The organism is Marinimicrobium sp. C2-29, from assembly GCF_038419845.1.
Lineage (GTDB): Bacteria > Pseudomonadota > Gammaproteobacteria > Pseudomonadales > Cellvibrionaceae > Marinimicrobium.
In genome coordinates this window covers 53,172-79,009 of sequence record NZ_JBCAQT010000003.1, presented here as the reverse complement: position 1 = coordinate 79,009, position 25,838 = coordinate 53,172, and the positions used below count along the sequence as shown (strand labels likewise).

The 25,838-nt window shown below is 60.6% G+C and carries 27 protein-coding genes; 12 read left to right on the top strand and 15 right to left on the bottom strand.

The window, feature by feature from the left end; all coding sequences use genetic code 11:
* Positions 1–17 precede the first annotated feature (17 nt).
* Both AAE484_RS03910 and AAE484_RS03905 read right to left on the bottom strand, forming a co-directional pair.
* Positions 18–710, bottom strand: a complete 693-nt coding sequence (locus AAE484_RS03910) for a sensor histidine kinase (RefSeq protein WP_341937025.1) — start codon at positions 708–710, stop codon at positions 18–20.
* Between the two features lie 42 nt (positions 711–752).
* Positions 753–2,390 carry a response regulator gene (locus AAE484_RS03905; protein ID WP_341937024.1) on the bottom strand — a complete coding sequence of 546 codons (1,638 nt, stop codon included), beginning with the start codon at positions 2,388–2,390 and terminating at the stop codon, positions 753–755.
* Positions 2,391–2,566: 176 nt separating this feature from the next.
* Here AAE484_RS03905 and cmoA point away from each other — a divergent pair, with 176 nt between their 5' ends.
* On the top strand, positions 2,567–3,301 hold the full coding sequence (gene cmoA, locus AAE484_RS03900) for a carboxy-S-adenosyl-L-methionine synthase CmoA (RefSeq protein ID WP_341937023.1): 735 nt from the start codon (positions 2,567–2,569) through the stop codon (positions 3,299–3,301).
* Entirely contained in the window at positions 3,298–4,275 is a 978-nt protein-coding gene (cmoB, locus tag AAE484_RS03895; RefSeq protein WP_341937022.1) for a tRNA 5-methoxyuridine(34)/uridine 5-oxyacetic acid(34) synthase CmoB, read from the top strand. Before cmoA ends, cmoB begins: the two co-directional genes overlap by 4 nt.
* 8 nt (positions 4,276–4,283) lie before the next feature.
* On the opposite strand, the gene AAE484_RS03890 is transcribed toward cmoB, so the two are convergent.
* Complete coding sequence (locus tag AAE484_RS03890; RefSeq protein WP_341937021.1) at positions 4,284–4,823, bottom strand: flavodoxin; 540 nt, start codon at positions 4,821–4,823, stop codon at positions 4,284–4,286.
* A 196-nt stretch (positions 4,824–5,019) separates the two neighbouring features.
* Between AAE484_RS03890 and AAE484_RS03885 the strand changes: the two genes are divergently transcribed.
* The 3 genes from AAE484_RS03885 (at position 5,020) to AAE484_RS03875 (ending at position 8,324) form a co-directional block, all read left to right on the top strand.
* A complete protein-coding gene (locus AAE484_RS03885) occupies positions 5,020–5,739 on the top strand; it encodes a response regulator (protein WP_341937020.1) in 720 nt (239 codons plus the stop codon).
* Entirely contained in the window at positions 5,736–7,136 is a 1,401-nt protein-coding gene (locus AAE484_RS03880; RefSeq protein ID WP_341937019.1) for an ATP-binding protein, read from the top strand. Before AAE484_RS03885 ends, AAE484_RS03880 begins: the two co-directional genes overlap by 4 nt.
* Positions 7,137–7,379: 243 nt before the next feature.
* Positions 7,380–8,324 carry a GGDEF domain-containing protein gene (locus AAE484_RS03875; protein WP_341937018.1) on the top strand — a complete coding sequence of 315 codons (945 nt, stop codon included), beginning with the start codon at positions 7,380–7,382 and terminating at the stop codon, positions 8,322–8,324.
* 13 nt (positions 8,325–8,337) lie between these two features.
* Here the strand turns inward: AAE484_RS03875 and rluB are convergent, their stop codons facing one another.
* From rluB to AAE484_RS03850, 5 genes are all read right to left on the bottom strand, one after another.
* The gene (rluB, locus tag AAE484_RS03870; protein ID WP_341937017.1) at positions 8,338–9,291 is read right to left on the bottom strand and encodes a 23S rRNA pseudouridine(2605) synthase RluB; all 954 of its coding nucleotides are present in this window, start codon (positions 9,289–9,291) and stop codon (positions 8,338–8,340) included.
* Positions 9,288–10,184 (bottom strand): SMC-Scp complex subunit ScpB, encoded by an 897-nt coding sequence (gene scpB / locus AAE484_RS03865; protein WP_341937016.1) that lies wholly within the window; start codon positions 10,182–10,184, stop codon positions 9,288–9,290. Before scpB ends, rluB begins: the two co-directional genes overlap by 4 nt.
* A gap of 38 nt (positions 10,185–10,222) precedes the next feature.
* A complete protein-coding gene (locus AAE484_RS03860) occupies positions 10,223–11,092 on the bottom strand; it encodes a segregation and condensation protein A (RefSeq protein WP_341937015.1) in 870 nt (289 codons plus the stop codon).
* A gap of 196 nt (positions 11,093–11,288) precedes the next feature.
* Positions 11,289–11,915, bottom strand: coding sequence for an L-threonylcarbamoyladenylate synthase (locus AAE484_RS03855; protein WP_341937014.1), 627 nt, complete (start codon positions 11,913–11,915; stop codon positions 11,289–11,291).
* Between the two features lie 57 nt (positions 11,916–11,972).
* Positions 11,973–12,803 carry a PHP domain-containing protein gene (locus tag AAE484_RS03850; RefSeq protein ID WP_445928829.1) on the bottom strand — a complete coding sequence of 277 codons (831 nt, stop codon included), beginning with the start codon at positions 12,801–12,803 and terminating at the stop codon, positions 11,973–11,975.
* A gap of 94 nt (positions 12,804–12,897) precedes the next feature.
* On the opposite strand from AAE484_RS03850, the gene AAE484_RS03845 reads away from it, so the two are divergent.
* From AAE484_RS03845 to AAE484_RS03820, 6 genes are all read left to right on the top strand, one after another.
* Positions 12,898–13,653 (top strand): VC0807 family protein, encoded by a 756-nt coding sequence (locus AAE484_RS03845; RefSeq protein WP_341937013.1) that lies wholly within the window; start codon positions 12,898–12,900, stop codon positions 13,651–13,653.
* A gap of 86 nt (positions 13,654–13,739) precedes the next feature.
* Entirely contained in the window at positions 13,740–14,039 is a 300-nt protein-coding gene (locus tag AAE484_RS03840) for a YciI family protein (protein WP_341937012.1), read from the top strand.
* Positions 14,040–14,135: 96 nt separating this feature from the next.
* Complete coding sequence (locus tag AAE484_RS03835; RefSeq protein ID WP_341937011.1) at positions 14,136–14,825, top strand: TIGR04211 family SH3 domain-containing protein; 690 nt, start codon at positions 14,136–14,138, stop codon at positions 14,823–14,825.
* 33 nt (positions 14,826–14,858) lie between these two features.
* The gene (locus AAE484_RS03830; protein ID WP_445928827.1) at positions 14,859–15,473 is read left to right on the top strand and encodes a peptidylprolyl isomerase; all 615 of its coding nucleotides are present in this window, start codon (positions 14,859–14,861) and stop codon (positions 15,471–15,473) included.
* Positions 15,470–16,249 (top strand): pyridoxine 5'-phosphate synthase, encoded by a 780-nt coding sequence (locus AAE484_RS03825; RefSeq protein WP_341937009.1) that lies wholly within the window; start codon positions 15,470–15,472, stop codon positions 16,247–16,249. The genes AAE484_RS03830 and AAE484_RS03825 overlap by 4 nt, the downstream gene beginning before the upstream one ends.
* Before the next feature lie 113 nt (positions 16,250–16,362).
* Positions 16,363–16,776 (top strand): CBS domain-containing protein, encoded by a 414-nt coding sequence (locus tag AAE484_RS03820; RefSeq protein WP_341937008.1) that lies wholly within the window; start codon positions 16,363–16,365, stop codon positions 16,774–16,776.
* Between the two features lie 23 nt (positions 16,777–16,799).
* Here the strand turns inward: AAE484_RS03820 and AAE484_RS03815 are convergent, their stop codons facing one another.
* On the bottom strand, positions 16,800–17,162 hold the full coding sequence (locus AAE484_RS03815) for a TraR/DksA family transcriptional regulator (RefSeq protein ID WP_341937007.1): 363 nt from the start codon (positions 17,160–17,162) through the stop codon (positions 16,800–16,802).
* 121 nt (positions 17,163–17,283) lie between these two features.
* Here AAE484_RS03815 and AAE484_RS03810 point away from each other — a divergent pair, with 121 nt between their 5' ends.
* Positions 17,284–18,093 (top strand): TrmH family RNA methyltransferase, encoded by an 810-nt coding sequence (locus AAE484_RS03810; RefSeq protein ID WP_341937006.1) that lies wholly within the window; start codon positions 17,284–17,286, stop codon positions 18,091–18,093.
* Positions 18,094–18,463: 370 nt separating this feature from the next.
* Here AAE484_RS03810 and AAE484_RS03805 read toward each other — a convergent pair whose 3' ends face one another.
* From AAE484_RS03805 to AAE484_RS03780, 6 genes are all read right to left on the bottom strand, one after another.
* Entirely contained in the window at positions 18,464–20,476 is a 2,013-nt protein-coding gene (locus AAE484_RS03805; protein WP_341937005.1) for a transglutaminase TgpA family protein, read from the bottom strand.
* Entirely contained in the window at positions 20,469–21,464 is a 996-nt protein-coding gene (locus AAE484_RS03800; protein ID WP_341937004.1) for a DUF58 domain-containing protein, read from the bottom strand. Before AAE484_RS03800 ends, AAE484_RS03805 begins: the two co-directional genes overlap by 8 nt.
* A complete protein-coding gene (locus tag AAE484_RS03795; RefSeq protein WP_341937003.1) occupies positions 21,442–22,362 on the bottom strand; it encodes an AAA family ATPase in 921 nt (306 codons plus the stop codon). Before AAE484_RS03795 ends, AAE484_RS03800 begins: the two co-directional genes overlap by 23 nt.
* Positions 22,363–22,416: 54 nt before the next feature.
* Positions 22,417–23,610 carry an O-succinylhomoserine sulfhydrylase gene (locus AAE484_RS03790; RefSeq protein ID WP_341937002.1) on the bottom strand — a complete coding sequence of 398 codons (1,194 nt, stop codon included), beginning with the start codon at positions 23,608–23,610 and terminating at the stop codon, positions 22,417–22,419.
* Positions 23,611–23,718: 108 nt separating this feature from the next.
* A complete protein-coding gene (purF, locus tag AAE484_RS03785) occupies positions 23,719–25,251 on the bottom strand; it encodes an amidophosphoribosyltransferase (protein ID WP_341937001.1) in 1,533 nt (510 codons plus the stop codon).
* A gap of 53 nt (positions 25,252–25,304) precedes the next feature.
* The gene (locus AAE484_RS03780) at positions 25,305–25,802 is read right to left on the bottom strand and encodes a CvpA family protein (RefSeq protein ID WP_341937000.1); all 498 of its coding nucleotides are present in this window, start codon (positions 25,800–25,802) and stop codon (positions 25,305–25,307) included.
* Positions 25,803–25,838 lie beyond the last annotated feature (36 nt).

Here is a 25,838-nt window from a genome sequence, read left to right as displayed (position 1 = left end):
GGGCTTCGGGCATCCACTCAGGGAAGATAGAGTGACAATACGCCACCCCCCAGGGGCCCCTGGTTGGCCAGCTGCAGGTAGCCTCGCTGGGACCCCGAACGATGCAATTGCAGCACCTGGTGTGCAAACAACAGGCCCAGATTGGTGCTGCCCTCGCTGAAAGAGACCCCGGCGTTTTTCTGATTCGGGGCATCCAGCATTGATTGCGGATAACCATTGCCATCGTCGGCGATCGCGATGCAGAGTGTACCCTGTTCACGACTGGCGCGCACCTGCATGCGAGAGCGGCAATACCGGGCGCAGTTGACCATCACATTGTTGACCACGCCCCCGATCAGCTCACTGTCGTAATACCAGTTCAGGTCCGGATCGCAGTCTACTTCAACCTCTATCTCACGCGCCTGAAACAGCACATCATTGCGGTCCAGTTGATCTTCGATGGTATCCAGAACGAAGTGCTCGGCCGTCTGAACCCGCAGGGCTTCGTGTTGCAGTCGATACAGGGACAACAGCTGCACCAGCTCACTGTTGATGCGCGAGGCCTCATAACCCAGGACCGAGAAGGTCTTGCGCTGCTGTTCATTTTCGGGCGGATTTTCCGATAGCATGGACTCCAGGGTATGCAGCAACATGCCCAGGGAGTTTTTCATGTCGTGGACACTGGAGGCCAGCACGAAGCTGAAATCCAGGTCGCCGTCTTGCTCATCCATCGAACGCCTCCATAGTGATACCGACGGTGCACCTACATTGCCTCATGGGAGCTTTGCCTTTCGTTCGCACTGTTGTTGCAGATCCTGCAGCTGCCGGAACCGACGAAACTGTTCGTGTTGCGGCGTAATGGTCTCGGCGACAAAGCTCAGGGTTTCGTTGAGTTTCAACAGGTCAGTTTCGTTGAGATCCTGCGCCTGCATTTTATCGAGCAGTGCCTGGGCCAGGTTCAGGCGCACACCAATGTGACGCGGGAACTTGCCCAGCGCCTGATCAAAACAGGCAATGGCTTTCTGATAGTCACCGGCCTCGTGATGGCTAATGCCGGCCTGATTGATCTCTGCCACGAGTTTCCGGTTTTTGAGACTGACCGGCTCCTCCAGAAGCCGGTCCAGCTTCTGCAATTGTTCATCATTGCCCGCATGAGCCTCAGCCAATTCCTGCAGCAGTTCACCGGCTCCCTCCGTCTGTCCCAGCGCACGAAAGGCTTTCGCCAGCTCCAGTGACCCATCCAGGCTCAGCACCAGCCCCTCCTCAAGCAACGCCTGGCTCTCCTGCAGGAGCTGCTCCGCCTTGCGCTTGTCACCCTGCCCGGCAAACAGTTGCGCTTCGATCAACAGCGACTGCGCCTTAAGTTCCGGATCCTTGCCAAAACGCGACTCGTAATCGCCCAGTGACTTGAGCGCATCGCGGGTGAGCTTTTTTGCCAGATCCGGTGCCTCCTGAAACAGGCTGGCCGTCGTCCGGGCGAGGTTCAGATGGGCCTCGGGTTTATCGTAAACCGAGTTCTCACCCAGCCGCACCGCCTTGCGGTATGCCTGGGCAGCGGTGGCCATATCGTTGTTCTCCAGGGCCGTATCCCCCAGCTGCTGCTGCCGGCGAATGGACAGAGGCGAGACCTGCACCGCTTCCTCCAGCACTTTCTGCAGCCGCTCGGGGGCGCTCTGCTCCCGACACAGCTGCGCCTGCAGGTCGTAGGCCTGCATATACCAGGGGTGTTCCTGCAGGGTCTGCTCGAGCCATTGTTCGGCACCGAGCCGGTCGTCCCGGGCGCGCTTGACCCGAGCCATTCCGAGCATGGCCCAGTCCAGTGGCCGATGCTCCAACACCTCGCGATAGTGGGCCTCGGCGGCGTCGAGATCCTCCTCGTTCAGGTACAGTTCGCCCAGCAGCTTCTGACACTGGGTCGCACAGCGGCCCTCTGCGGTGATTTCCTTGCGACACAGCGCGATGGCAATATCGATCTGCCCGGCCTTGATAGCGCGATGGATCGGGGTCATTTTCTGGCGGCGGATCATCAACCGGTCCAGCCGCCGCTGGAGGGAGCGGGTGGTGACCGGCTTGGCCAGATACTCATCCGGCTCATAGTCGTAGGCGGCCATCACCACACTGCGGCTGGATTCGGCCGAGATCAGAATAAACAGGGTGGAGGAATCGAGAATGTTGTGATGGCGCAGATCCTCCAGCACCTGCTCACCGGTCTTGCCCTTGCCCAGATTGTGATCGCACAGGATCAGGTCATAGGCATTCTGGCGGCAGAGACGCAACGCTTCAGAACCACTGGTGGCGGAGTGAATATCCCGAACCCCGAAATCCTGAAGCATCTTGCTGACAGTCATCCGGAAGCTGTCAAAATCGTCCACAATCAGGGCTTTCAGCTTGCTGTAACCAGCATAAGCCATAGGGTTCTCCACGAGATAAAACGGTATTCAATGGCGATCTGAGCCCTCAGAATAGCTCAAAAACAGGAAGCCGGGAAAGAAAAAGCACGACAATTCAATGGCCTACCCTGCCATTGGGGCGATGCAGAAGGTACACTGACGATCCTTGTAACAAGACCACCAACGTAACCGGAACCATGGCTGACCCCACCCCCGACAAACTCTACGCCGATCCGCTGGCCCAGGTCAGCCGTTTCGCTTTCGACCAGAAGGTGGTCGATGTCTTTCCCGATATGATCAAACGCTCGGTGCCCGGCTACGCCACCATCATCAACATGATTGGCGACCTGGCCGAGCGCTACGCCCGGGCCGACAGTCGCTGTTACGACCTGGGCTGCTCCCTGGGCGCGGCCACCCTTGCCATGCGCCATCGCATTCACGCGGCCAACTGCGACCTGGTGGCCGTGGACAACTCCCCCGCCATGATTGAGCGCTGCCGCCAGGTGCTCGCCGCGGACAGCGCCGAGCCCGAGGTCGAGCTCATCTGCGCCGATATTCAACAGGTCCGGCCCGAGCGCGCCTCGGTGGTGGTGCTCAATTTCACCCTGCAGTTTGTCGCCCCGGCCGAGCGCCAGGCGGTGCTGGAGTCGATCGCCGAGGGCCTGCTGCCTGGCGGCGTGCTGATCCTCTCGGAAAAAGTCGCGTTTGAAGACAAGCTGCATGACGATCTGATGATCGAATTACACCACAACTTCAAGCGGGCCAACGGCTACAGCGACCTGGAAATCGCCCAGAAGCGCTCGGCCCTGGAGCAGGTGCTGATCCCCGAAACCCTGGGTACCCACCGGGACCGCTTGCGACAGGCCGGATTTACCAGCGTCGACGTCTGGTTCCAATGTTTCAATTTTGCCTCGCTGATCGCCATCAAATGATAGTTTACGACGACCTGCTGGCCACCCTGCGCCAGAATCCCAAGCTGGCCCCCTGGGCCGAAGCCCTGCCCGAACAGATTGAGGCCGGTCTCAACCCCGCCCGCTACGGTGACCTGCCCGGCTGGCTTGAAGCCCTGGACCAATTACCGGAACTGAAGCCCTCCCGGGTCACACTGGATACCGAAGTCCGAGTGGGCGAGGAAACCGACGCCTCGGCCGAACAGCAGAGCCAGTTGCGGCAAGCGCTGGAACGGCTGATTCCCTGGCGCAAAGGCCCCTACTGGCTCTACGGTCTGCATCTGGATACCGAATGGCGCTCGGACTGGAAGTGGGACCGGGTGCACCCCTATCTCGCGCCGCTGCACAACCGGCTGGTACTGGATGTGGGCTGTGGCAACGGCTACCACTGCTGGCGCATGCTCGGGGAGGGCGCCGCACGGGTGATCGGGATCGACCCGTCGCCGCGCTTTGTGGTGCAGTTCGAGGCCATCAAACGCCTGATCGGCGGCCAACCGCCGGTGGATGTACTGCCGGTGGGGATTGAAGCGCTGCCCCCCAACCTGGGGGCCTTTGATACGGTGTTTTCCATGGGGGTTCTGTACCACCGACGCTCCCCCATGGACCACCTGCGCGAGCTCAAGGACGCCCTGCGCCCCGGCGGACAGCTGGTGCTGGAAACCCTGGTGATTGAAGGCGAACAGGGAGCGGTTCTGGTTCCCGAGGGGCGCTACGCCAAGATGAACAACGTCTGGTTTCTGCCCAGTGGGCCCAGCCTGGTGTCCTGGTTGCGCAAATGCGGTTTTCGCAACCCGAGAATGGTGGACTTCTGCCCCACCACAACGGAAGAGCAGCGTTCCACCCATTGGATGCGGTTTCACTCCCTGGCGGAATTTCTGGACCCTGACGACCCGACCAGAACCGCCGAGGGGCACCCCGCTCCGATTCGCGCCGTCTTTGTCGCTGAAGTGCCCTAGATAACTATTTATTCCAGTGTGTTGAGGGGTGTCTCCAGACCGAACTCGGCGTGTATCTGGGCGCACCAGCGATTGAGCCGTTCGGTGGTCTGATCCTCCTGCTGGTCCTCATCCAGAGCCAGCCCCACAAACCGGTCCTCACCCGGCACCTCGGCCTTGGAGGCATCGTAATCGTAGCCCTCGGTCGGCCAGTGCCCGACGATACTTGCGCCCCCGGCCACCACCACATCGTGCAGCATGCCCATGGCGTCCAGAAAATAGTCGCCGTAACCGAACTGATCGCCCAGCCCGAAGAGCGCAATGGTCTTGCCGGAGAAGTCCACCTCGGCCACATCGTCCCAGAATTCTTCCCAATCGGACTGGATCTGCCCGAAGTCCCAGGTCGGAATGCCCAATATGAGCTGGTCGTAATCGGCCAGGTCCAGCTGGGTGACATCGGCAATATCGTGGACACTGACCTGCTCTTGCCCCAGACACTGCTGAATCAGGTAAGCTACGCGCTCAGTGTTGCCTTCATCACTGCCAAAAAACAGTCCTATCTTTGCCACAGTCACCTCGATTCGCGGGCTCAACATTCGAGCCGGGATTCTCCCAATTCTCGCGCAATCAGGCAAGCGTAGCCCACTAGCGTCAATCTGTGTTAAAAAAGGTTAAATAGAGACGCCAGTCATGACAGGCGCTGGTGGCTGCTGCACACTAGGCTCAACGAATCATCACTTATCCGGGAGCTCCACTGAAAGCACCATGCCGAAATTGCTGCTAATCGACGATGACAGAGAACTCTGTCAGCTGCTCAACGAGTACCTCACCGCCGAAGGGTTTGAAGTGGACATGGCCCACGATGGCGACTGCGCCCTGGAGCTGGCCCACCGGAGAACCTATTCCGCCATCGTCCTGGATGTGATGCTCCCCAAGCGCAGTGGTTTCGACGTGCTCAAGGAGTTACGACAACACTACACGACGCCGGTCCTGATGCTGACCGCCAAGGGCGACACCATCGACCGGGTGGTGGGCCTGGAGATCGGCGCCGATGACTACCTCCCCAAGCCCTGTGACCCTCGTGAGCTGGTCGCCCGTATTCGCGCCGTGCTGCGCCGCGCTGCGCCCGGTGGCCAGCCCCAGGCCGGCACCGACAGCATCCAGGTCGAAGCGCTGCGTCTGCACCTGGGCAGCCGCAGTGTTCACTGGGACGACGCCGATATTCCCCTGACCGGGACCGAATTCAGTGTCCTGGAGCTGCTGGTCCGTCGCGCCGGCCAGGTCATCAGCAAGGATGAGCTGACCGAGCAGGCACTGAACCGCAAATTGACCCCCTACGATCGCAGCATTGACGTGCATGTGAGCAACATCCGCAAAAAGCTCACCACCGCCGGGGCGCGCCGGGAGTTGATCATCAACGTTCGCGGCGCCGGCTACATGCTGACCCTGCACGAAGAGTCCGATGACGAGACCGGCGCCGAATGACACGACTGTATCTCAAGATCTTTTTCACCTTCTGGATCATTACCGCCGCTATCATCGTGGCCACCAACGTCCTGGTGCACTGGTTTGACCTGGTGCCGGAGCCCAAGCTCCACAAACACCGCTATGACCAGAACTACGAACCCGCGCGCCGCCTGCTGTTTCAGATGGTGGGCTCGGCCATCAATCGCAACACCACGGAACTCATCCAGGACATGAAGTCCATGCCCAGCTGGTCCACCCGGTACTTCTATATCGTCGACGACAATGGTGAGGACCTGCTGGAGCGCCCGCTGCCCGAGGGGGTTTCCGAGTTGCTGCCCAAGTTGACGAGCATCAAACCCTACGGGCGACATATTGAGGGCACACAGAAGATATTCGGCCGCTACCTCTCGCTCAATGACGGCGAACGCATCAAGGTATTGACCGTGTCCTCCACCGAGGAAGACACCAGCGAAGCCGACATCATCTGGCAGCTGTTCATCAGCAACATCTGGCCCCTGCTGTCCGTGTCCATCCTGATCTGCGGCGCCGCCTGTTTCTTCCTGGCCCGTCATTTCGCCCGCGGCGTCAACACGCTGCAGAAAGCCACCCAGCAGATCGCCAACGGCGATCTGAGTGTCAGGGTCAGTCCCCAGTTCGAGGGACGACGGGATGAAATCGCCAAGCTGGGCCGCGATTTTGACCATATGACCGAGCGACTGGAAAAAGCCATGCTCGAACAGAAACGCCTGATCAAGGATGTGTCTCACGAGTTGCGCTCACCCCTGGCGCGCCTGCAGGTGGCGCTCGGGCTCGCGCAGCAACGCAGCGGCGGGCGCGTGGACAAGGAGCTGGACCGGATCAAGAAGGCGGCGGACTACCTGGGCGATGTCATTTCCGACATTCTGGCCCTCCCCGTTCACGACAACGGCGGCTGGGAGCTGGACGACACCCTGGATCTGCGTGCCCTGCTCGAAACCCTGATGGACAACTATCGCCAGGAGGCCGAGCGCAAAGGGATCCGCCTCCGGCTGGACACTGACCTGGAAGAAGCTCTGGTGCCCACTCACGGCAACATGCTGGTGGGTGTATTTGAAAACATTCTGCGCAATGCCCTGCACTACACGCACCCGGATACGCCGGTCACGCTCTATCTGAAGCAGGCGCCCAAAGACGACCAGTATACCGTCCAGGTGTGTGATTCCGGGCCGGGCGTTCCGGAGGAGAGCCTGAGCGATATCTTTCAGCCCTTCTATCGCACGGACGAGGACCGCAATCGCGACAGTGGCGGCTATGGTCTGGGACTGGCCATCGCCCAGCGTAGCGTAGCTCTGCACCAGGGGCAGATCAGGGCCCACAACCGGCCCGAAGGCGGCCTCTGTGTGCTGGTTGATCTGCCGGCTGCGAATGACAAATAATCGACACTTTTCGCGGGGGCGGCCAACATTTGCCGCCCAGCGGCAAAAAGTGTCGTAAAACCGACGGTGGCGCCAGATTCCACTCACGTCCGACCCGGCCAGGGTGATGGCGGCTTCGTTTAATCGTTATTTTTCAATCACTTGAGCGATGCAGCTTGAGGTTGGCACGGTATTCGCTTTATCCGTCAAATACGCCGGAACCTGACTTCCCGGCCCGACGAATAAAGACTTGAGCGACAACTCATGGCCGATGATGCCCACAACATTATCCCTGTTCCAGCCCGGCTGGCGGACAATGACTCCGCCAGCCAACGGTTGCAGTTGACGCACCGGCTGCTGACCAGTCAGGACCCCAGCGTCCAGCTACGCGTATTTTTCCAGCAGCTGGCGCCCATGCTGCCTTTCTCCGGGCTGCAATACCACCCACCCCAACGGTCTGGCCACGAGTCCCGCTCCCAGCGCCTGGGCAAAATCGGCCGGCATCAGTGCGACTATCAGTTAAGCTGTGGCGATCAGGCGTTGGGGCAATTGATATTCAGCCGTGAACAGCGTTTTTCCGAGGCGGAACAACAGTGGTTGGAGGAGTGGCTCAGTGTGCTGGTGCTACCCTTGAGCAACGCCCTGCGCTATCAGGAAGCGCTGCTTTTGGCCCATATCGATTCGCTCACCGGTATTGGCAATCGCGCCGCCTTCGACTCCGCCCTGCATCGCGAACTGCGCCTGGCCGAGCGTCACAAGCACGAACTCTCGCTGCTGGTGGTTGATGTGGACCTGTTCAAACGCGTCAATGACCGCTACGGTCACAGTTACGGGGATGACATCCTCAAACAGGTGGTCGCCCAACTGGAACGCTTGTGCCGCGACACGGATCTGTTGTTCCGCTACGGCGGTGAGGAGTTTGTCATTCTATTAAGCAAAACCGATCGCGCTGGCGCGCGCGTCATTGCCGAGCGCATAAGACGGGGGGTAGAGGACACGGTGTCCGCCGGTGAGGGCGACGATCAGAAAGCGATCACGGTCAGTGTCGGCATCGGTACGCGTTTGCCGGAAGGCGAAACATCGCTTCACAGCATATTCGATCGTGCCGACCGCGCCCTCTACCAGGCCAAAGAGGAGGGACGCAACCGGGTCATCGGTGAGTCGCCCGCAGCCCGCTCACCTTCCGCCCTTCAACGGGCATTACTCTGAATCTCTGAAAGCGCTACTTCTTCGGCCGGTTCAATTTCGGCGCCGGGCGTTTGCCCACACCGGACCGGAGGCGTTTCTCCTGCCGCTCCAGACGAAGCTTCTCGGCCGGCGACATGGTCGGCACTTTGGGCCTCTCAATCCCGGCGGTCAGCAGTAGATCCCGGATTTCCTTGTCGTTCAGCTCAATCCACTGCCCCACCCGCACGTGCGAGGGGATGAAAATATTGCCGTAACGGACCCGTTTGAGGCGACTGACCTTGACGCCCTGGGACTCCCAGAGGCGCCGGACTTCCCGGTTGCGCCCCTCCATCACCACACAGTAAAACCAGCGGTTGCGGCCTTCGCCCGCGCCCTCAACAATGTCGGTAAAACGTGCCACACCGTCTTCGAGCAACACGCCCTCAATCAACTGGCGCTTCATTTCATCATCGACGGCGCCCTGAATACGCACCAGATATTCCCGGTCAATCACCGACGAGGGGTGCATCAACTTGTTGGCCAGCTCCCCATCATTGGTAAAGAGCAGCAGGCCACTGGTATTGAAGTCCAGCCGCCCTACCGAAATCCAGCGCTCGCCCTGCAGCTTGGGCAGATTCTCGAAAACGGTGCGTCGCCCTTCCGGGTCCTGACGCGAACAGATTTCCCCCTCCGGCTTGTTGTACAGAATCACCCGCTGGCGGGACACCTGCGCCTTGACGTGCACCGCTTCGCCGCGGTACATGATGGCATCATCCGGCGTCACCCGATCCCCCAGATGGGCCTCCCGGTTGTTGACCCGGACGGCACCGGCCTCAATCGCCCGCTCCATCTCGCGGCGTGAACCGAGACCGGCACGCGCCAGTACCTTCTGCAGTTTTTCGTCCTGCAATTTTTCGTCCGCTTTATGTTCGGGAGCGGCCTTCGCCTTGGAGGCGCGGGGCTCGCTTTTGCCGGTACGCGGGGTGGTCGGTCGCTTGGCTTTACTCATAGATGGGTCTTATCCGATTCGGTATCGTGCAAACCCGGATTCCGGTCATCATCGACCTCGGGCTCAGGGCTGTGTTCTTGTGCGTCGTCTTGCAGATCAGAGAAGGCGTCGGTCTGCGGCGACTCGTCGTCGCTCTCAGGCTCAGTGTTTTCATTGTCCGGGCTACCATGTTCCGGGCTATCATGTTCCGGGTTATCACCTTCCGGGCTGCCCATTTCCGAGTGATCAGAATCGGCGCCTTCGGCCGCTTCGCTGTCTGATCCGGTGCCTTCTGCGTCACTGCTCTCTGAACTGTCCTGATCGGCCTCCGGGTCCCGGCCACCGACATCATCATTCAGGTCCAGCGCCTTGTTGATTTCGTTCAGATCCCGGATTTCACCCAGGCTGGGCAACTCCTCCAGGCTCTTGAGATTGAAGTAATCCAGAAAGTGGCGCGTTGTGGCATAGAGGGCCGGTCGGCCCGGAACATCCCTATGCCCCACCACCTTGACCCACTCGCGCTCGGTCAGGCTCTTGATGATGTGGGAGCTGACCGCCACGCCGCGAATCTCTTCGATGTCACCGCGCGTGATCGGCTGCCGGTAGGCCACCAGTGCCAGGGTCTCGAGCACGGCGCGGGAGTATTTCTGCGGCTTTTCCTCCCACAGCCGATTGATCCAGGGAGCAAAATCGGTGCGCACCTGAAAGCGCCAGCCCGAGCCCACCTCTTTGAGCTCGAACCCGCGCCCCTCACAATCGGCCGCGATGGCATTCAGAGCCGTCAACAGGTCGTCTTTTTCCGGCGCTTCGTCCTCCTCGAACAGGCTCTTGAGCTTGTTCAGGTTCAGGGGCTGACCTGCCGCCAGAAGCGCGCCCTCGATAATGTTGCGCAGTTGTGTCTGTTCGATGGTCATGCTTGAGTCACACTGTCTCTGTTCGATTGGCAGCCGGGTTACTGAACCCTGGCCTTGAGGTGAATGGGACCGAAGGGTTCGCTCTGGACGATCTCCACCAGGGCCTCCTTGATCAGTTCCATGACGGCGAGAAAGGTCACGACCACTCCGAGCCGCCCTTCCTCCACCCGGAACAGGCTGACGAAGGGCATGAACTGATTGTGGCTCAACCGGTCCAGCACCTGCGCCATGCGCTCCCGGGTGGAGAGTTTTTCTTTCTCGACGTGGTGGCTTTCAAACATATCGGCCCGGCGCAGTACCTCGGACAGGGCCAGCAGTATCTCCTTCAGCTCAACTTCCGGATCCGGGCGGGTCAGGCTGCGATCGGGCGCCTCGGCGCTGGCCTCGAAGACCTCCCGGCCGACACGCGGCAATTCATCGAGATCCTCGGCCGCCTCCTTGAAGCGCTCGTACTCCTGCAGCCGTCGAATCAGAGCCGCCCGAGGGTCTTCTTCGTCTTCCTCTTCCTCGTGGCTGCGCGGCAGCAGCATGCGCGATTTGATCTCCGCCAGCATGGCCGCCATCACCAGGTACTCGGCCGCCAACTCGAAGTGAGCCACGTCCATCAGCTCGACATAGGCCATGTACTGACGGGTGATCTCCGAGACGTCGATATCCAGAATATCCAGGTTCTGTCGGCGGATCAGGTAAAGCAACAGATCCAGCGGCCCCTCAAACGCCTCCAGAAAGACCTCCAGAGCATCCGGCGGAATGTACAGGTCCTTGGGAAGCTCGGTGTAGGCCTTACCCTGAACGATGGCGAAGGGCATTTCCTCCTGGCTGGGCCGGCGCGACAGTTCAGCCCCGGCAAGGGACGGCCCGGAGGTGTCCTGCGTGGCTTCGGCGCTGTTATCGGAGGCTGAACTCATCAATTTTCTCGTGTCACTCGTGTGGTTTGATCCATTGGCCGGGCATTATAACGACTAACGTCCGCCGGGCATACGGGCAGGCCGGGCACGGGATCGAGCGCCGGGCTCAAACCGGAGGCGCCGCAGCCCAATCAGGAACAGCGCTGCGGCTCAATCGGGAATACCGCCGGGACTTAATCCGGAATAGCGCCGCGGCTCAATCGGGCACAAAGGCGCTGGCATCGCCCTTGCCCTGCCGGGTCACAACCGGGACATCACCGGTCAGATCCACCACGGTGGTGGGCTCCAGACCGCAATTGCCGCCGTCGATCACCAGCTCAATCTGGTGTTCGAGCCGCTCACGGATGTCAATCGGGTCGCTGATCGGCAGAGTATCTCCAGGCAGTAGCAGGCTACTGGTCATCAGGGGCTCACGCAGCTCCTCCATCAGCGCCAGGGCAATGCGATTGTCGGGCACCCGCAGGCCGATGGTCTTGCGCTTGGGGTGCATGAGCCGCCGGGGAACTTCCGAGGTGCCCGGCAGAATGAAGGTGAAGGGGCCGGGTGTATGATTTTTCAGCAGCCGGAACACCTGGTTGTCCACCCGCGCAAAGGTGGCCAGCTCCGACAGATCCCGGCACATCAGGGTAAAGTTGTGGTGCTTGTCCAGCCGTCGCATCAACCGGATGCGATCCAGCGCCATTTTATCTCCGATATGACAGCCCAGGGCATAGGCCGAATCCGTCGGGTAGGCAATGATGCCGCCCTTGCGGACAATGTCCACGGCCTGCCGGATCAGCCGATCCTGGGGGTTATCGGGGTGAATCTGAAAAAACTGCGCCATACTTCGCTCCTCATGTGCAGGGTATCTGTCGCTATCGGTACGCTTGTTCATCAATGGTCAGGGGCGCTCGGCAAAGCCTGGCAACTCCCACACAGGCTGACAACCCGGCGGCAGCCGGCCGAAATTGCCCAGCTCCTGCCAGGGCGCGTCCGGGCGGTGAAAGTCGCTGCCGCAGGAGGCCGCCAGCTCATGGCGTGACGCCAGACGCGCGAGATCCTCTGCCATGCCGGAGGGTTGCTGCCCGCTGATCACCTCCAGCGCATCGCCGCCGAGCTCGGCAAAATCACCAATCAGGGCACTCATTTTGGTGCGTGTCAGGGGGTATTTGCGGGGGTGGGCCAGGACCGCCAGGCCTCCGGCCGCCTGAATCCAGCCCACCACCTGTTCGATCGAGGGCCACTGGAATTTGACATCGGCCGGTTTGCCGGCCCCGAGGTACTTTTTGAAGGCGGCTCCGGCGTCTTTGACCAGGCCGCGCTCCACCAGATAACCGGCAAAATGGGGCCGCCCCAACTGCCCTTCTCCGGCCAGGCGCCGGGCACCGTCCAGGGCCCCGGGAATGCCCAGTTTTGCCAGGCGCTGGTCAATCGCCCGGGCCCGCTCCTCGCGTGCCGTCTGCTGCTGGGCAATGGCCCGGTGCAGGTCGGGAGAGTCCAGATCGAAGTTCAACCCCACGATGTGAACCCCTCCACGCCCCCACTGACTGGAGAACTCTATGCCCGGAACCAGTGTCAAACCCAGAGCAGTGGCGGCGGTTTGCGCACGCCCCAGGCCCGCGACGGTATCGTGGTCTGTCAGAGCCAGCGAGGTGACACCACGCTCTTTGGCCCTCGACATTAGCGCCTCAGGGCTTAGAATACCGTCAGAACACACGCTGTGGCTGTGCAAATCGAACAAAAGCAGGCTCCCGCCGCAAAAGCGCCATTATGGCACGTCTGCGCGCCCGGTAGCCATTGACTCACGCGAGACCCTTGAGGCAAGAATGACCGACAGTATGACCGACAAGCCGGATACCCGGAGTCCCGGCACCGACACCAATCCGCCCCCCAACAAGCCCAAGCGGGAGAGCCTGCTGGCCAACCTGTTGCTGAACATTGTCATCCCCACCGTGATCCTGACCCGATTCAGCGGCGAGGAACACCTGGGCATCAAACTCGGGATTGTCATCGCCCTGGCGTTTCCGTTGATCTACGGACTTCACGACTTTCTGACCAGCCGCAAGCTCAACGTCTTTTCAGCCCTGGGCTTTATCAGCATCATGCTCACGGGCGGAATCAGCCTGCTCGAGCTCGACCCCCAGTACATTGCCATCAAGGAGGCGGCCATCCCCGGTATCATCGGCCTGGCGACACTCTTTTCCCTGAAAACCCGCTACCCACTGGTCAAGACTTTTCTGTACAACGACAAGGTCCTCAAGGTGGAGAAAGTCGCCCGCGCGCTACGACATTACGGCACCGAGACGGCCTTTGAGAAAACCTTGCAGAACGCCACCTATCTGATTGCCGGCTCTTTCTTTCTGTCTTCGGTGCTCAACTTCATTCTGGCAAAATTGATACTGGAAAGTCCGCCCGGCACGCTGGCATTCAATGAGGAGTTGGGCAAGATGACGGCCTTGAGTTTTCCGGTCATTGCCCTTCCGGCCATGCTGGTAATGGCGGTGGCTCTGTTCTATCTGTTTCGCCAGATCCGGAAGCTCACTCACCTCGATCTGGAAGAAGTGATCAACGACGGCCAGTAACAGTGCCTGCAAACACAACCGAAGGAGGTCTTGTCAGCAAGGCCCCGGTTCACACAGCATTAACGAAAACCCGGTAAGGAGTCATTATGTTTTACGCGATCATGAGCGAGGACGTTCCCAACAGTCTGGACAAACGCAAAGGCGCCCGCACCGACCACCTGGCCAGGCTGAACCAGCTCAAAGATGCCGGTCGCCTGTTGCTGGCCGGCCCTCACCCGGCCACTGACAGTGAAGATCCCGGCACCGCCGGTTTCACCGGCAGTCTGATCGTCGCCGAGTTCGACTCTCTGGACGACGCCCGCTCCTGGGCGGATGCCGACCCCTACGTCGCCGCCGGCGTTTATGCCAAAGTGGAAGTCAAACCCTTCAAACGGGTTTTGCCCTGAACCACAGCAAAAAAATGCGGACTGTGCCACTTGGTTTACACTGTATTTGGCGTACAATTCCGACGAATGATCGTTCATACAAAGATGGGAACCCGCGTGAAAATATTTATTGCCAGCCTTTGCCTGTTTGTACTCTCAGCGCCACTGCTTAGCGTTACTGTTCACGCCCAGGACCGGTATGTGTCCGATACGCTCTATGTCCCACTGCGAAGCGGCATGGGCAACCAGTACCGGATCGTCCACAGTGGTCTGTCCAGCGGCACCCAGCTGGAGCTGATCCGGGAGGATGAAGCCGACGATGGCGAGTCCTGGAGCCTGGTCCGCACCACGGGTGGGGAAGAGGGCTGGGTACGCAGTCAGTTTCTGCTCGACGAGCCGACCGCGGCACTCCAGCTGGCTGAAGCCGAGCGCCGGGCCGAAACGATTGCCGAGGAAAACCGCTCCCTCGAACAGAACCTGGCGGAAGCCCGTAGCGAAACAGAGCAGCTGAGCGAAGAACTCGAACAACTCCAGAACGATTACGCGTCTCTGCAGGAAGAGCATGAAGAGCTCAGAGAACTCTCATCCGATGCGGTCGGGCTGCATGAGCAACACCAGGAGCTCAGCGAAAACTACCAGATGCTGCAGACCCGGCAGGACGTGATCCAGGCAGACAACGAGCGTTTGAAAAAAGAAAAGCGCTATCAGGACTGGTTGTTCGGCGGTGGTATCCTGCTGGCCGGCGTTTTGCTCTCCCTGATTCTGCAGGCCATCGGTAAGCGTCGCCGGCAGTCGGAATGGCGCTAGTGGGCCACGCGGCCCACTAACGAGGAGATGACCATGCTTTTACGCTTTTGTTTAACTGCACTCCTGTCACTGACGTCACTGACCGCCCTGCCGCTGCAGGCGCAGGACGAGGGCAACCCCAGAGTCAAACTCGACACCGATGAGGGTGAGATCGTTCTGGAGTTATTCGCCGAGAAGGCCCCCAAAACCGTGGAAAACTTTCTGCGCTACGTCGATGACCGCTTTTACGATGGCACCATCTTTCACCGGGTGATCCCCGGGTTTGTGGTCCAGGGCGGCGGCATGACCTACGATTTCAGCAAAAAGGACACCCGGGATCCGGTGGCCAACGAGTCAGACAATGGTCTGAGCAACAAACCGATGACCGTCGCCATGGCCCGCAAGAGCGACCCCGACAGCGCCAACTCCCAGTTTTTCATCAACCTCAACAATAACAGCAGCCTGGATGCCAGCGACGACAAGCCGGGCTACACCGTCTTCGGTCGCGTGGTGTCCGGACAGGAAACCATTGTGGCCATTGTGGAAGAACCCACCGGTAACTACGACGATTACCCCAACGCGCCCAATACTCCGGTCCGCATACTCAGTGCCCGCCGGGTGACCGATACCGGCGACAATGGCTCGAGCCACGGAGACCAGAGCGAATGAGCACGCCCACCACCAAACTCAGCGTCAACCTGAACAAGATTGCCCTGATTCGCAATTCGCGCGAGGGCAGCTACCCAGACCTGGTGCATCACGGTGAGATTTGCCTGGAGGCGGGCGCCGATGGCTTGACCGTTCACCCGCGGCCCGACCAACGCCACATCCGCCCCGGTGACGTCTTTGACCTTGGCGCTCTGGTTGCCGAACGACCGGGCATTGAGTTCAATATCGAAGGCAATCCTCACGCCGCGCCCCTGGGCAACTATCCGGGCTTCATGGAGCTGGTCCGCCAGGCCCGCCCGCACCAGTGCACCCTGGTGCCCGACAGCAACGATCAGCTGACCTCCGACCACGGCTTCGACCTGCGTCAGAGTGCCGACGCCCTGCGCCCCCTGGTCGAAGAGCTGCATGATCTGGGCATTCGGGTCAGTCTGTTTATGGATCCGGACCTGGAGCAGATCGAGCGCGCCCAGGCGCTTGGCGCCGACCGGATCGAGCTCTACACCGGCCCCTACGCCGCCGCTCACAAGGCCCACAGTTCCGAACTTGAGACCTTGCTGGACGACTACCGCGCCGCCACCCAACATGCCCGGAAGATCGGCCTGGGCGTCAATGCCGGGCACGACCTGAACCTCGACAACCTGGGAGAATTCCTGCGGATTCCGGGCATTGATGAGGTGTCGATCGGTCACGCCCTGACAGTGGATGCCCTCAGTCTGGGGCTGGCGCCGGCGGTCAAGGCCTATCTGGATCTGTGCCGCCACAAAACCCGTCGGTAATGCGCTATGCTTATCGGTAGGAATTGTGACTTCTACCTTTTCCTGTTGTTATCAAGTTGTGATACGACTCGTGATTACGAGTCGTCATAAGTCGTCATAAAGAGGACCGCGCTATGCACTCAATCCTGGTTAAAGACTATATGCAGGCGGAGAGTCACGCCATTTCGGTCAATGCCAACACTTCGGATGTGGTCGAGCGTCTGCTCAAAAGTGGCTTGACCGGGATTCCGGTCATCGATGAAAAGGAAGCGGTGGTCGGTTTTGTTTCCGAGCAGGATTGCATCAAGGAGTTGCTGAACGGCGCCTTTTTCTGCGACGAACCGCCGGGCGTGCGCACTGTCATGGCCACCGACGTATTGACGGTGACACCAACCACCAGCATTGTCGAACTGGCCCAGACCATGATGTCCCAGAAGCCCAAAAACTACCCGGTGGTCAGCGACGGCAAGCTGGTGGGACTCATAACGCGGCGCCACATTCTGAAAGCCCTCATTGAAAACGACGAGGACTGCTACCTTCATTTTTGAGGTCTGAGCCCCGGATCCCGGGGCTACTGGCGATCCGCCCGGTCCTGACAGTTCAGGCAGTATTCGGCCTCGGGGCGCACCTGCAGGCGGGCGAGCGGAATGGGCTGGTCACAGACTTTACAGAAGCCGTAGTCATCATCCTCGATCCGCTGTAGCGCCGCCACCACCGACCTCAACCGCCGTTTATAGGTATCGAGTTTGGCCACCGCCATGGCCTGCTGCTGCATCGCGTCCATGCGCGACAGTCGCCCCACCCGGCTCTGATCGAGTTCGACGGCACCTCCGCTGTCATCGGATGACAGCAGCTCCTGCAGTTCGACCTTCAGCGCTTCCAGCATCTGGCGCTGCTGATCCAGCTGGGCTTCTGACAATTCCCCGGTGCTCATGGGACCCACCTCCCGTACCCGTAGAAGTCCCTACTCTACCCAAGCAGCGGGAGCGCCGACAAGTTATAATCCCGCCCGCACTCGATTACCGCCCTCAATGGCTCCAGACAGGTCGTATTTTATGGTTTCATCCGACAATTCATCCCAGGACAGCCTTGAGCGTAAGGACAGCCCGGAATACCGGGCCAAAAAACAGTTTTTCGATGCCCTGCTGACGGTCTATGGTCGAAAACCCGTCCTGGAGGCCTTGCGCGATCCGGCGGTGAAGCTGTTTCGCCTGCACCTGGCCGAGAGCAATAAGCCGGCCGGTATTCTCGATGAGATCATCGCCATCGCCCGCACACAGGGCGCCGAGATTCGCTACCACGATCGCAAAGCGCTCTCGCGTATCTCCAAAAACAGCAAGCAGGATCAGGGGGTCGCGGCGGATCTGGAGTGCGCGGGCTATCAATCCTTCCAGCAGTTTCTGGAGCAGCCCCCGGCGGGCGCTTACCGGATTCTGGCACTGGACCGGATCACCAACCCCCAGAATCTGGGCATGATCATCCGCTCGGCCTGCGCCGGACAGATCGATGGCATTCTGCTACCCGAAAAAGGCGGCGCGCAGATTGATTCTCTGGTGATCAAGGCCAGCGCCGGCACCCTGTTCAAGGCACCGATTCTGCGCTGCCCACAGTTGAACCAGGCCCTGGAGGCGTTCCGCGCGGCCGGAGCCGATGTCTGCGCTCTCTCCTCCCACGCCCCGCAGACGCTCGGGGATTTTCGACCCGGTAAGCCCTGCGTCTATGTGCTGGGCAATGAGACCGAGGGGGTGTCAAAAGAGACCGCGCAGCAGTGCAACCGACAGCTGCGCATCCCCATGAACAATGGCGTGGAGTCCCTCAACGTCGCCGTCACCGCCGCCCTCATCGCGTTTCAGCCGCAGCTTTAACGAGAGTTCTCCAGACCAGTTTTGCAGGAGCACCCCGAAGCGGGCCTACGAGCCTTGTAGAACCGGGCTCTCCAGAGATATTGTTGGAAATATATGCTCTTTGTGGCGGATGCGCTTGACGCTTATCCGCCCTACAGGAACGCTCGGTGGGTTCTACAACGTGCGGAGGACCGATCTGGGGTAAGGTCTTCCCGGACCGTCACCGACAGGATGTCGGTGGAGAGGCCCCAGGGGCCACTCTATGGCATCCATGCCATCGCGGCATTAGTGAATCCCTTCACGTCATGGGTTCACGCCGTGTCCGGGAAGACCTTACCCCTGAGCGGGCCGGACGTAACACCACAACCAAAGGCCTTTATAACGTTCAAATTCATTCAGTTTGTGCAGGTTTTGAACGTACAGACAACGCCGACACAGCCTTACGCAAATCTCCCAGCGCCGACGTATTACCACCGAAATGCACCAGCTCGTACAGATGGCCAATGCGGTTCAGGGCCGATTGCGACTCCGGCAGGTGCTCGGATAAACGCGCCACGTAGGAGCGGGCCGACTCCCCTCTTCGGCGTGCCAGCCCGACGCGCGCCATCTTACGGCTGAGGCGGGCGAGCTGGCGATCCGCCGGATACCGGTAGCGGGGTCGCTGTTGCCAGAAAATCCAGGCCACCAGCAAGCCCAAAACCAGCGCCGCGCCCAGCGTGATCGCCAACGCCAGGCGCCAGAGGTCCGCACCGCCCAGCCAGTCCCCCAGCAGGCGATCGCGCAGCTCATCGTCATAGTTCAGCACCCAACGGTGCCACTGGTAATTGAACACATCCCAGCGCAACTGCAGATCCTGAAACAGCGGTAAATCCGACCCGAATCGGCGCTCGAGCGACGCCGAGTCCTCCTCCGAGAGAGAGAAGTCCAGACCGCGCTCGACGCGCTCCGGCGCCACTGCGGCGGTGGGGTCAAATCGCGTCCAACCCCGCCCCTCGAGCCAGACCTCGGCCCAGGCGTGGGCGTCCCGCTGGCGCACCGTCCAGTAGTCTTCGAGCGGATTGGGCGTGGCGCCCAGATAGCCAACCACCACTCGGGCCGGAATCCCCGCCGCGCGCAGAAAGAACACAAAACTGCCGGCAAAGTGCTCGCAGAACCCCGCCTGGGTCTCCCACAGAAACTCATCCACCGTTTCCTGCCCCAGCGCCGGCGGCTGCAGGGTATAGCGGAAACGCTCCCGGTAGTGGGCCAGCAACCGGTCGATGAGCGCCTCGGCCGAATCGACCTCTGAGGCCCACTGCCGGGCCCGCTCTCGGGTGCGGGGGTTGCTCCCGGACGGTATCGCCAGATCCTGGCGGCGCTCCCAGTCAGCCAATCCGCCAGCTTGATACCGATAATCGAGCTCGGTGGTGACTCGGTAGGCCATTCTCTGCTGCACGGGCTCGGGTTTCGCCAGGCGCAGCTCCTGACCCAACCCCAGCTCCTGATCCCAGGAACGGGGCGCAGGCAGGGTGTAAAGCCAGGGCTGGCGCGTGGGTTCGAGGATCACCTCATAGGTGGTCGACCGGCCCCGATAGTCGATCTCGTCGCGCCACTGGGCACGGGGCTCACTCCCCCAATTGATCAGATGGGAGGCCTTCTGGCGCTGACTCTGTTGCCAGGTCCGGCCATCAAAGTCCGACAATACCAGACCGCGCCAGTACCGATCCGCCGGTGGCGGTGCCTCGCCCTCAAAGGTGACCCGGAATGCCAGGGCATCAGATTGGGCCAGCTCGCTGATATCCCCCGGCGACATGGTGTCACTGACACCGGTGGTGGCCTGGCGCTCATCCGAGGGGACGGACCAGAGTGCGCCGGTTCGGGGCACCAGCAGGAAGAGCACCAGCATCAGGGGAGCGGCCTGCAGTATCAGTACCCCCGCCCGCCTCAGACTGGGCCAGAACCGGAATTGCCCCAGCGACTGGTGGGCCGCTACCAGTGTGGCCGTCAGGGCGACCAGGGACAGCAGGCCATAGAGTCCCGCCAGGGGGCCGGAGTGAAACAGAAACTGGGTGGTCGCCACGAAGTAGCCCAGGTACACCGTCAGCAGCAGATCCCGCCGTCGTCGCAGCTCCAACAGCTTGAGGATAAAACCGGCCAACAGCAGGCCCACCATGGAAGTCATATCCAGGCGGGCGCCATAGCTGAGTATCAGCCCACCGGCAAAGAGCGTCATCAGGGCAATGCGCACCGGCAGGGTGGGAAAACTCCAGGCGCCGCGAAATATCTGCCAGCGCCAGGTCACCACCCACAGCCAGCCGGCCCAGAGCCAGAGCGGTGCATGGACCGAATGCGGCACCAGAATAATTGCCTGGGCCACCAGCAGCCAGGCCAGGCTTGCTCGGGGCAATTGCTGCGGTTCAGCCATGGGGGCCTCCCTGTCCGCCGGTCTCATCCGGCATTCCGTACAACGCCAGGGCACGCAACACCCGGCCTTGGTGAATCGGGCCACGGCCCAACCCCAAGGTGCTGTCCGGTAGACGCAGACCGTATTCGGCGGAGGTCTTGCCGTACTCGAGCGCCCAGTAGCAGAGCCGACTGAGGCGACTCTCGGTATCCAGACCCGGCAGCGCCTGCCAGTCCAGCCACACCTGCTCACTCTGGTAGCCGCGATAGTCTTTGAGATGCAGCCCCTGCTCGCGGGCATACAGCTTCCAGGCGACATGAGCCAGGGGTGCCCCCGGGCGGTAGGTCTCGAAACCCTGAAACTCCTCGCGGTTTTCCTGCGAGAGCTCCTCGCCCCGGTGGGCACTGGCATGGACCAGGGGTGGCTTGTCAGTGGGCCGGGGCGCGGGGTAGATCAGGGCCCGGGTCTCCAGCTGCACCCAGGACCAGGCGCGAATGAAGCCCAGCGGGTACACACTCTGGAGCTTGAGGCGTCGGGGCTGCAACCAGCCACGGCGCCAGGCGCGATGCGACAGCGTCACTACTGTCTCGCCACCTGGCGGAACATCCGCCGTCACGGTCAGGGACGGGTCCCAGGCGAGCGAGAGGCTCTCATGGGGCGAGCCCGGTGCCGCCGCCAGCAGCAGATCAAATTCAACATACTCCCCGGCGAAGGCCGGGTGACTCTTCACCGCCGACAGGGTCAATCCGGACAGATTGCGAAAGGCATGAATCACCGACACAATCATCAGGCTCAGCAACAGGAAAGCCGAACCCAGGACCAGATTGTTTTCATAATTGGTCCCCAGCAGCCACAGCAGCGCCACCACCAACAGAAATCCCCAGCCCTGCGCCGTGGGCAGAACATAGATGGACTTGTGGCGCAGGGTCACCGACTCCGAGCGGGGCGCGCGACGCTCCACCCAACGCCAGAACCAGTCGCGCAACTCAGGCCACCACATCCACTTCATTCAACAGTTTGGTGACCAGGGTCATCTCGTGACCTTCGGCGCCGCTGGCAGCGGGAGCGATGCGATGGGCCACGACCGGGGGAATCAGCGTCTGCAGATCTTCGGCGATGACGTAATTCCGACCGTGCATGAAGGCCCAGGTTTTCGCCACGCGCAATAACGCCAGAGCGCCCCGGGGGGAGAGTCCGCAGGCAAATTCGGGAGAGTGCCGGGTGTGATGAACCAGCCGCTGTAGATAATCCAGCAGACTGTCCGAAGTCTTGACCTGTTCGGCGGCCTGTTTGATTTTGGGCAGTTGAGCGGGGGTGACACAGGTTTTCAGATCGGCCAACTGGCGCCGGGGGTCGCCCCCCAGGAACAGCTGCATTTCCGCCTCCGGGGCCGGGTAGCCGAGACTGATACGCATCAGAAAACGGTCCAATTGGGACTCGGGCAGCGGAAAAGTGCCCATCTGAGACAGGGGATTCTGCGTGGCGATGACAAAAAACGGATCATCCAGCTTGCGGGTTTCCCCCTCGACGGTAACCTGTCGTTCCTCCATCGCCTCCAGCAGTGCGCTCTGGGTTTTGGGTGTGGTCCGGTTGATTTCGTCGGCCAGTAACAACTGGGTAAACACCGGCCCCGGGTGAAACTCGAACTGACTCTGGTGGCGATCGAAAATCGAAACCCCGATGATATCGGCCGGCAGCATATCGCTGGTGAACTGCACCCGCTGATAGGAGAGCCCCAACACCCTGGCCAGGGCGTGGGCCAGAGTCGTTTTTCCCATGCCGGGCAGGTCTTCAATCAGCAGGTGGCCATCGGACAGCAGGCACGCCAGTGCCAGCTTGATTTTGTCTTCCTTGCCCAGCAATACACGGCCAATCTCGTTGACGGTGGCTTGAATAAAATCCCGCATTGCAACACTGCCCCACTGCCCTTGAGCTTGAGCTTACGTTTGAGTTCGGATCGATCAGAGCTGCTTCAGGCCGCGCTCCAGGTCTTTTTTGATGTCTTCCACGTCCTCGAGCCCCACGGCGATACGAATCAGATTGTCGCTGATCCCGGCCTGTTCACGCTGCTCCGGCGTCAGACGGCCGTGGGTCGTGGTCGCCGGATGCACGATGGTGCTCTTGGCATCCCCCAGGTTGGCCGTGAGCGAGAGTATGCGGGTGCTGTCGATGACTCTCCAGGCTTCCTCCTGCCCGCCTTTGACCCTGAACGACAATACGCCGCCGAAGGCCGACTGCTGCTTCTGGGCCATATCGTGCCCGGGGTGATCGGGCAGACCGGCATAAAAGACCTTTTCCACTTGCGGCTGCTTCACTAACCACTGGGCCAGTGTGAGGGCATTGCGCGAATGGGCGTCCATACGCAGGCTCAGTGTTTCCAGGCCCTTGAGAAACACCCAGGCGTTAAAGGCGCTCAGCGTGGGGCCAGCGCTGCGCACAAAGGCCAGCACCTCATCGATGGTCTCTTTCGGGCCGGCCACGACACCGCCAAGACAGCGGCCCTGACCATCGATGTACTTGGTGGCGGAGTGGATGATCAGATCCGCCCCGAACTCGATGGGCCGTTGCAGTGCCGGCGTACAGAAACAATTGTCGACAATCAGCTGTGCACCGTGAGCATGGGTAATATCCGCCAGCCGACGGATGTCCACCAGGTCACACAAAGGATTGGAGGGCGTTTCAACAAACACCAGTTTGGTGTTGTGTTGAAAGCCGGCTTCCCATTGGTCGTAGTCAGTGGGGTCGACAAACGTTGTCGCGACACCGAATTTCTGCAGATACTTGGTGAACAGTACCGTGGTGGTACCAAAGACACTGCGTGAGCAGAGAATATGATCCCCCACCTCAAGCAACGCCATGCAGGTGCTCAGAATGGCTGACATGCCGGACGCCGTTGCCACAGCGGTTTCGGCTCCCTCCATGGCCGCAATACGCTCTTCAAACGCGCGCACCGTGGGGTTGGTATAGCGCGAGTAGACGTTGCCCGGCTCCTCGCCGGAAAAACGCTCCGCCGCTTCCCGGGCACTGGCAAACACGTAGCTGGAGGTGAGGAACAGGGCTTCGCTGTGCTCCCCCTCGGGGCTCCGATGACAGCCGGCACGCACGGCCAGGGTATCCAGGCCGGCGCCGGTTAAGGGGTTGTCCGAATCATTCATGGTCACACTCTGCTTTTCAAAACACGGCTTTTTCAAAACACGGTTTCTTCAGAACACATTTCTGCATCAATCGACAGCGGCAGCGACTTCAAAGCGGATTGGCGACGCTCAGTTCTCGGCGGCATCATTGTGCAAACCGATCAGCGTGGTTTCGGCTTTGGGGGCCTGCTGGCTTCTCTGGCTCTTGGCGCCGTCATTGCGATCGGCTTCCAGCTTGTCCAGATAGGCCCGGTCCACATCGCCTGTCACATATTCGCCATTGAACACGGCGCAGTCAAATTCGGTGACTTTGCCCGTCCCCTCGGCCGAGGCGGCGATCAGATCCTCCAGCTCCTGGTAGATCAACCAGTCGGCACCGATTTCCCGGCAGATTTCCTCGTGTGAGCGCCCGTGGGCGATCAGTTCCTTCACCGTGGGCATGTCGATGCCGTACACATTGGGATAGGTCACGGGGGGCGCAGCGGAGGCAAAATAGACCTTGGCGGCACCGGCATCCCGGGCCATCTCGATGATCTTCTGGCAGGTAGTCCCGCGGACAATGGAATCATCCACCAGCAGCACGTTCTTGCCCCTGAATTCCAGCTCAATGGTATTGAGCTTCTGGCGGACGGACTTTTTGCGTTGCTGCTGCCCGGGCATGATGAAAGTGCGCCCGATGTAACGGTTCTTGACCAGGCCTTCCCGGAATTTCACCCCGAGGTTGTACGCCAGTGCCTGCCCCGCGACCCGGCTGCTGTCGGGAATGGGAATGACCACATCAATATCGTGATCCGGGCGCTCACGCAGAATCTTGTCGGCAAGCTTTTCGCCCTGGCGCAGGCGCGCCTTGTACACCGATATGCCATCCATGATGGAGTCCGGTCGGGCAAAATACACATGTTCGAAAATACAGGGGGTCAAGCGGGTGGTTTCAGCACACTGACGACGGTGCAGCTCGCCCTCGGCGGTAACGTAGATGGCTTCGCCCGGCGCCACATCGGCAATCAACTGAAAGCCGAGCACATCCAGCGCGACGCTCTCGGAGGCCACCATGTATTCGGTCCCCGCTTCGGTCTCGCGCTTGCCGTACACCAGCGGGCGAATACCGTTGGGGTCACGGAAGGCAATCAGACCGTAGCGGGCGATCATGGAAACCACGGCGTAGCCGCCACTGACCCGGCGGTAAACCCCGGAGATGGCCTCGAAAATATCGTCTTCGGTGGGCTGCAGCTTGCCCTGGGACTGCAGCTCATGGGCAAACACGTTCAGCAGTACTTCCGAATCCGAGTCGGTGTTCACATGCCGCAGATCGGTCTTGAACAGCTCTTCGCTCAACTGGTCGGCATTGGTGAGGTTGCCATTGTGCGCCAGGGCGATGCCATAGGGCGAGTTGACATAGAACGGCTGGGCCAACGCCGGGCCGGAGCTGCCCGCCGTGGGATAGCGCACATGCCCGATACCGATGTTACCCACCAGGCGTTGCATGTGGCGGGTGCGGAACACGTCCTTTACCAGCCCGTTGGCCTTTTGCTGGGCCAGCTTTCCCCCGTCACACGTCATAATACCGGCTGCGTCCTGGCCGCGATGCTGCAGTATGGTAAGCGCATCATACAACTGCAGATTGACATCGCTTTTACCCACAAGACCAACAATGCCGCACATAGATTTACACCTTTATCAAACCAAAAAAGGCCGGCCGGGCGAACGGCAGGCCACTATTCAAACCATTGCAAAAAAAAGCGGGTGGTTTCCGCTGCCAACGCCCTGGCCCAGTGTTCAAAGGCCAGAAAGTGGGGTATCAATGCCGACTCGTGCCACCACTGGTCCTGCTCGAGGGGCACCAGAGACGGCAACAGAATCAGGGCGGCCATGACCACAATCAGACCGCGCGCCAACCCGAAGATCATCCCGAACAGTCGATCGGTCCCGGACAGACCGGTCATGCGCACCAGCTCGCCAATCAGATAGTTGACCATGGCCCCCACAATCAGCGTAGCGGCAAACAAACTGACAAACGCGGTCATTTCACGAATAGAGGGTGTGGGGATCAGGTCGGTCAGCACGACCGCCAGCCGATCGCCAAACAGCATGGCAATCACAAAGGCGATCACCCAGGTGGCCAGAGACAGGGCTTCTTTGACAAAGCCGCGTTTGACGCTGATCAGACTGGACACCACCAGGATGCCCAGAATGCCCCAATCTGCCCAATTCATTGCCTGGCCCACGTCATGCTCATGGAAGAGGAAGAT

Excerpts from the sequence above, each read along its gene's own strand:
- cmoA (WP_341937023.1), top strand. The coding sequence starts at position 2,567 with ATGGCTGACCCCACCCCCGACAAACTCTACGCCGATCCGCTGGCCCAG.
- purF (WP_341937001.1), bottom strand. The coding sequence starts at position 25,251 with ATGTGCGGCATTGTTGGTCTTGTGGGTAAAAGCGATGTCAATCTGCAG.
- AAE484_RS03910 (WP_341937025.1), bottom strand. The coding sequence starts at position 710 with ATGGATGAGCAAGACGGCGACCTGGATTTCAGCTTCGTGCTGGCCTCC.
- AAE484_RS03815 (WP_341937007.1), bottom strand. The coding sequence starts at position 17,162 with ATGAGCACCGGGGAATTGTCAGAAGCCCAGCTGGATCAGCAGCGCCAG.
- AAE484_RS03840 (WP_341937012.1), top strand. The coding sequence starts at position 13,740 with ATGTTTTACGCGATCATGAGCGAGGACGTTCCCAACAGTCTGGACAAA.
- scpB (WP_341937016.1), bottom strand. The coding sequence starts at position 10,184 with ATGACCATCGAACAGACACAACTGCGCAACATTATCGAGGGCGCGCTT.
- AAE484_RS03860 (WP_341937015.1), bottom strand. The coding sequence starts at position 11,092 with ATGAGTTCAGCCTCCGATAACAGCGCCGAAGCCACGCAGGACACCTCC.
- AAE484_RS03875 (WP_341937018.1), top strand. The coding sequence starts at position 7,380 with ATGGCCGATGATGCCCACAACATTATCCCTGTTCCAGCCCGGCTGGCG.
- AAE484_RS03820 (WP_341937008.1), top strand. The coding sequence starts at position 16,363 with ATGCACTCAATCCTGGTTAAAGACTATATGCAGGCGGAGAGTCACGCC.
- AAE484_RS03800 (WP_341937004.1), bottom strand. The coding sequence starts at position 21,464 with ATGAAGTGGATGTGGTGGCCTGAGTTGCGCGACTGGTTCTGGCGTTGG.
- AAE484_RS03805 (WP_341937005.1), bottom strand. The coding sequence starts at position 20,476 with ATGGCTGAACCGCAGCAATTGCCCCGAGCAAGCCTGGCCTGGCTGCTG.
- AAE484_RS03905 (WP_341937024.1), bottom strand. The coding sequence starts at position 2,390 with ATGGCTTATGCTGGTTACAGCAAGCTGAAAGCCCTGATTGTGGACGAT.
- AAE484_RS03780 (WP_341937000.1), bottom strand. The coding sequence starts at position 25,802 with ATGAATTGGGCAGATTGGGGCATTCTGGGCATCCTGGTGGTGTCCAGT.
- AAE484_RS03845 (WP_341937013.1), top strand. The coding sequence starts at position 12,898 with ATGACCGACAGTATGACCGACAAGCCGGATACCCGGAGTCCCGGCACC.
- AAE484_RS03810 (WP_341937006.1), top strand. The coding sequence starts at position 17,284 with ATGGTTTCATCCGACAATTCATCCCAGGACAGCCTTGAGCGTAAGGAC.
- AAE484_RS03830 (WP_445928827.1), top strand. The coding sequence starts at position 14,859 with ATGCTTTTACGCTTTTGTTTAACTGCACTCCTGTCACTGACGTCACTG.
- AAE484_RS03885 (WP_341937020.1), top strand. The coding sequence starts at position 5,020 with ATGCCGAAATTGCTGCTAATCGACGATGACAGAGAACTCTGTCAGCTG.
- AAE484_RS03855 (WP_341937014.1), bottom strand. The coding sequence starts at position 11,915 with ATGGCGCAGTTTTTTCAGATTCACCCCGATAACCCCCAGGATCGGCTG.
- AAE484_RS03880 (WP_341937019.1), top strand. The coding sequence starts at position 5,736 with ATGACACGACTGTATCTCAAGATCTTTTTCACCTTCTGGATCATTACC.
- AAE484_RS03790 (WP_341937002.1), bottom strand. The coding sequence starts at position 23,610 with ATGAATGATTCGGACAACCCCTTAACCGGCGCCGGCCTGGATACCCTG.
- AAE484_RS03825 (WP_341937009.1), top strand. The coding sequence starts at position 15,470 with ATGAGCACGCCCACCACCAAACTCAGCGTCAACCTGAACAAGATTGCC.
- AAE484_RS03795 (WP_341937003.1), bottom strand. The coding sequence starts at position 22,362 with ATGCGGGATTTTATTCAAGCCACCGTCAACGAGATTGGCCGTGTATTG.
- cmoB (WP_341937022.1), top strand. The coding sequence starts at position 3,298 with ATGATAGTTTACGACGACCTGCTGGCCACCCTGCGCCAGAATCCCAAG.
- rluB (WP_341937017.1), bottom strand. The coding sequence starts at position 9,291 with ATGAGTAAAGCCAAGCGACCGACCACCCCGCGTACCGGCAAAAGCGAG.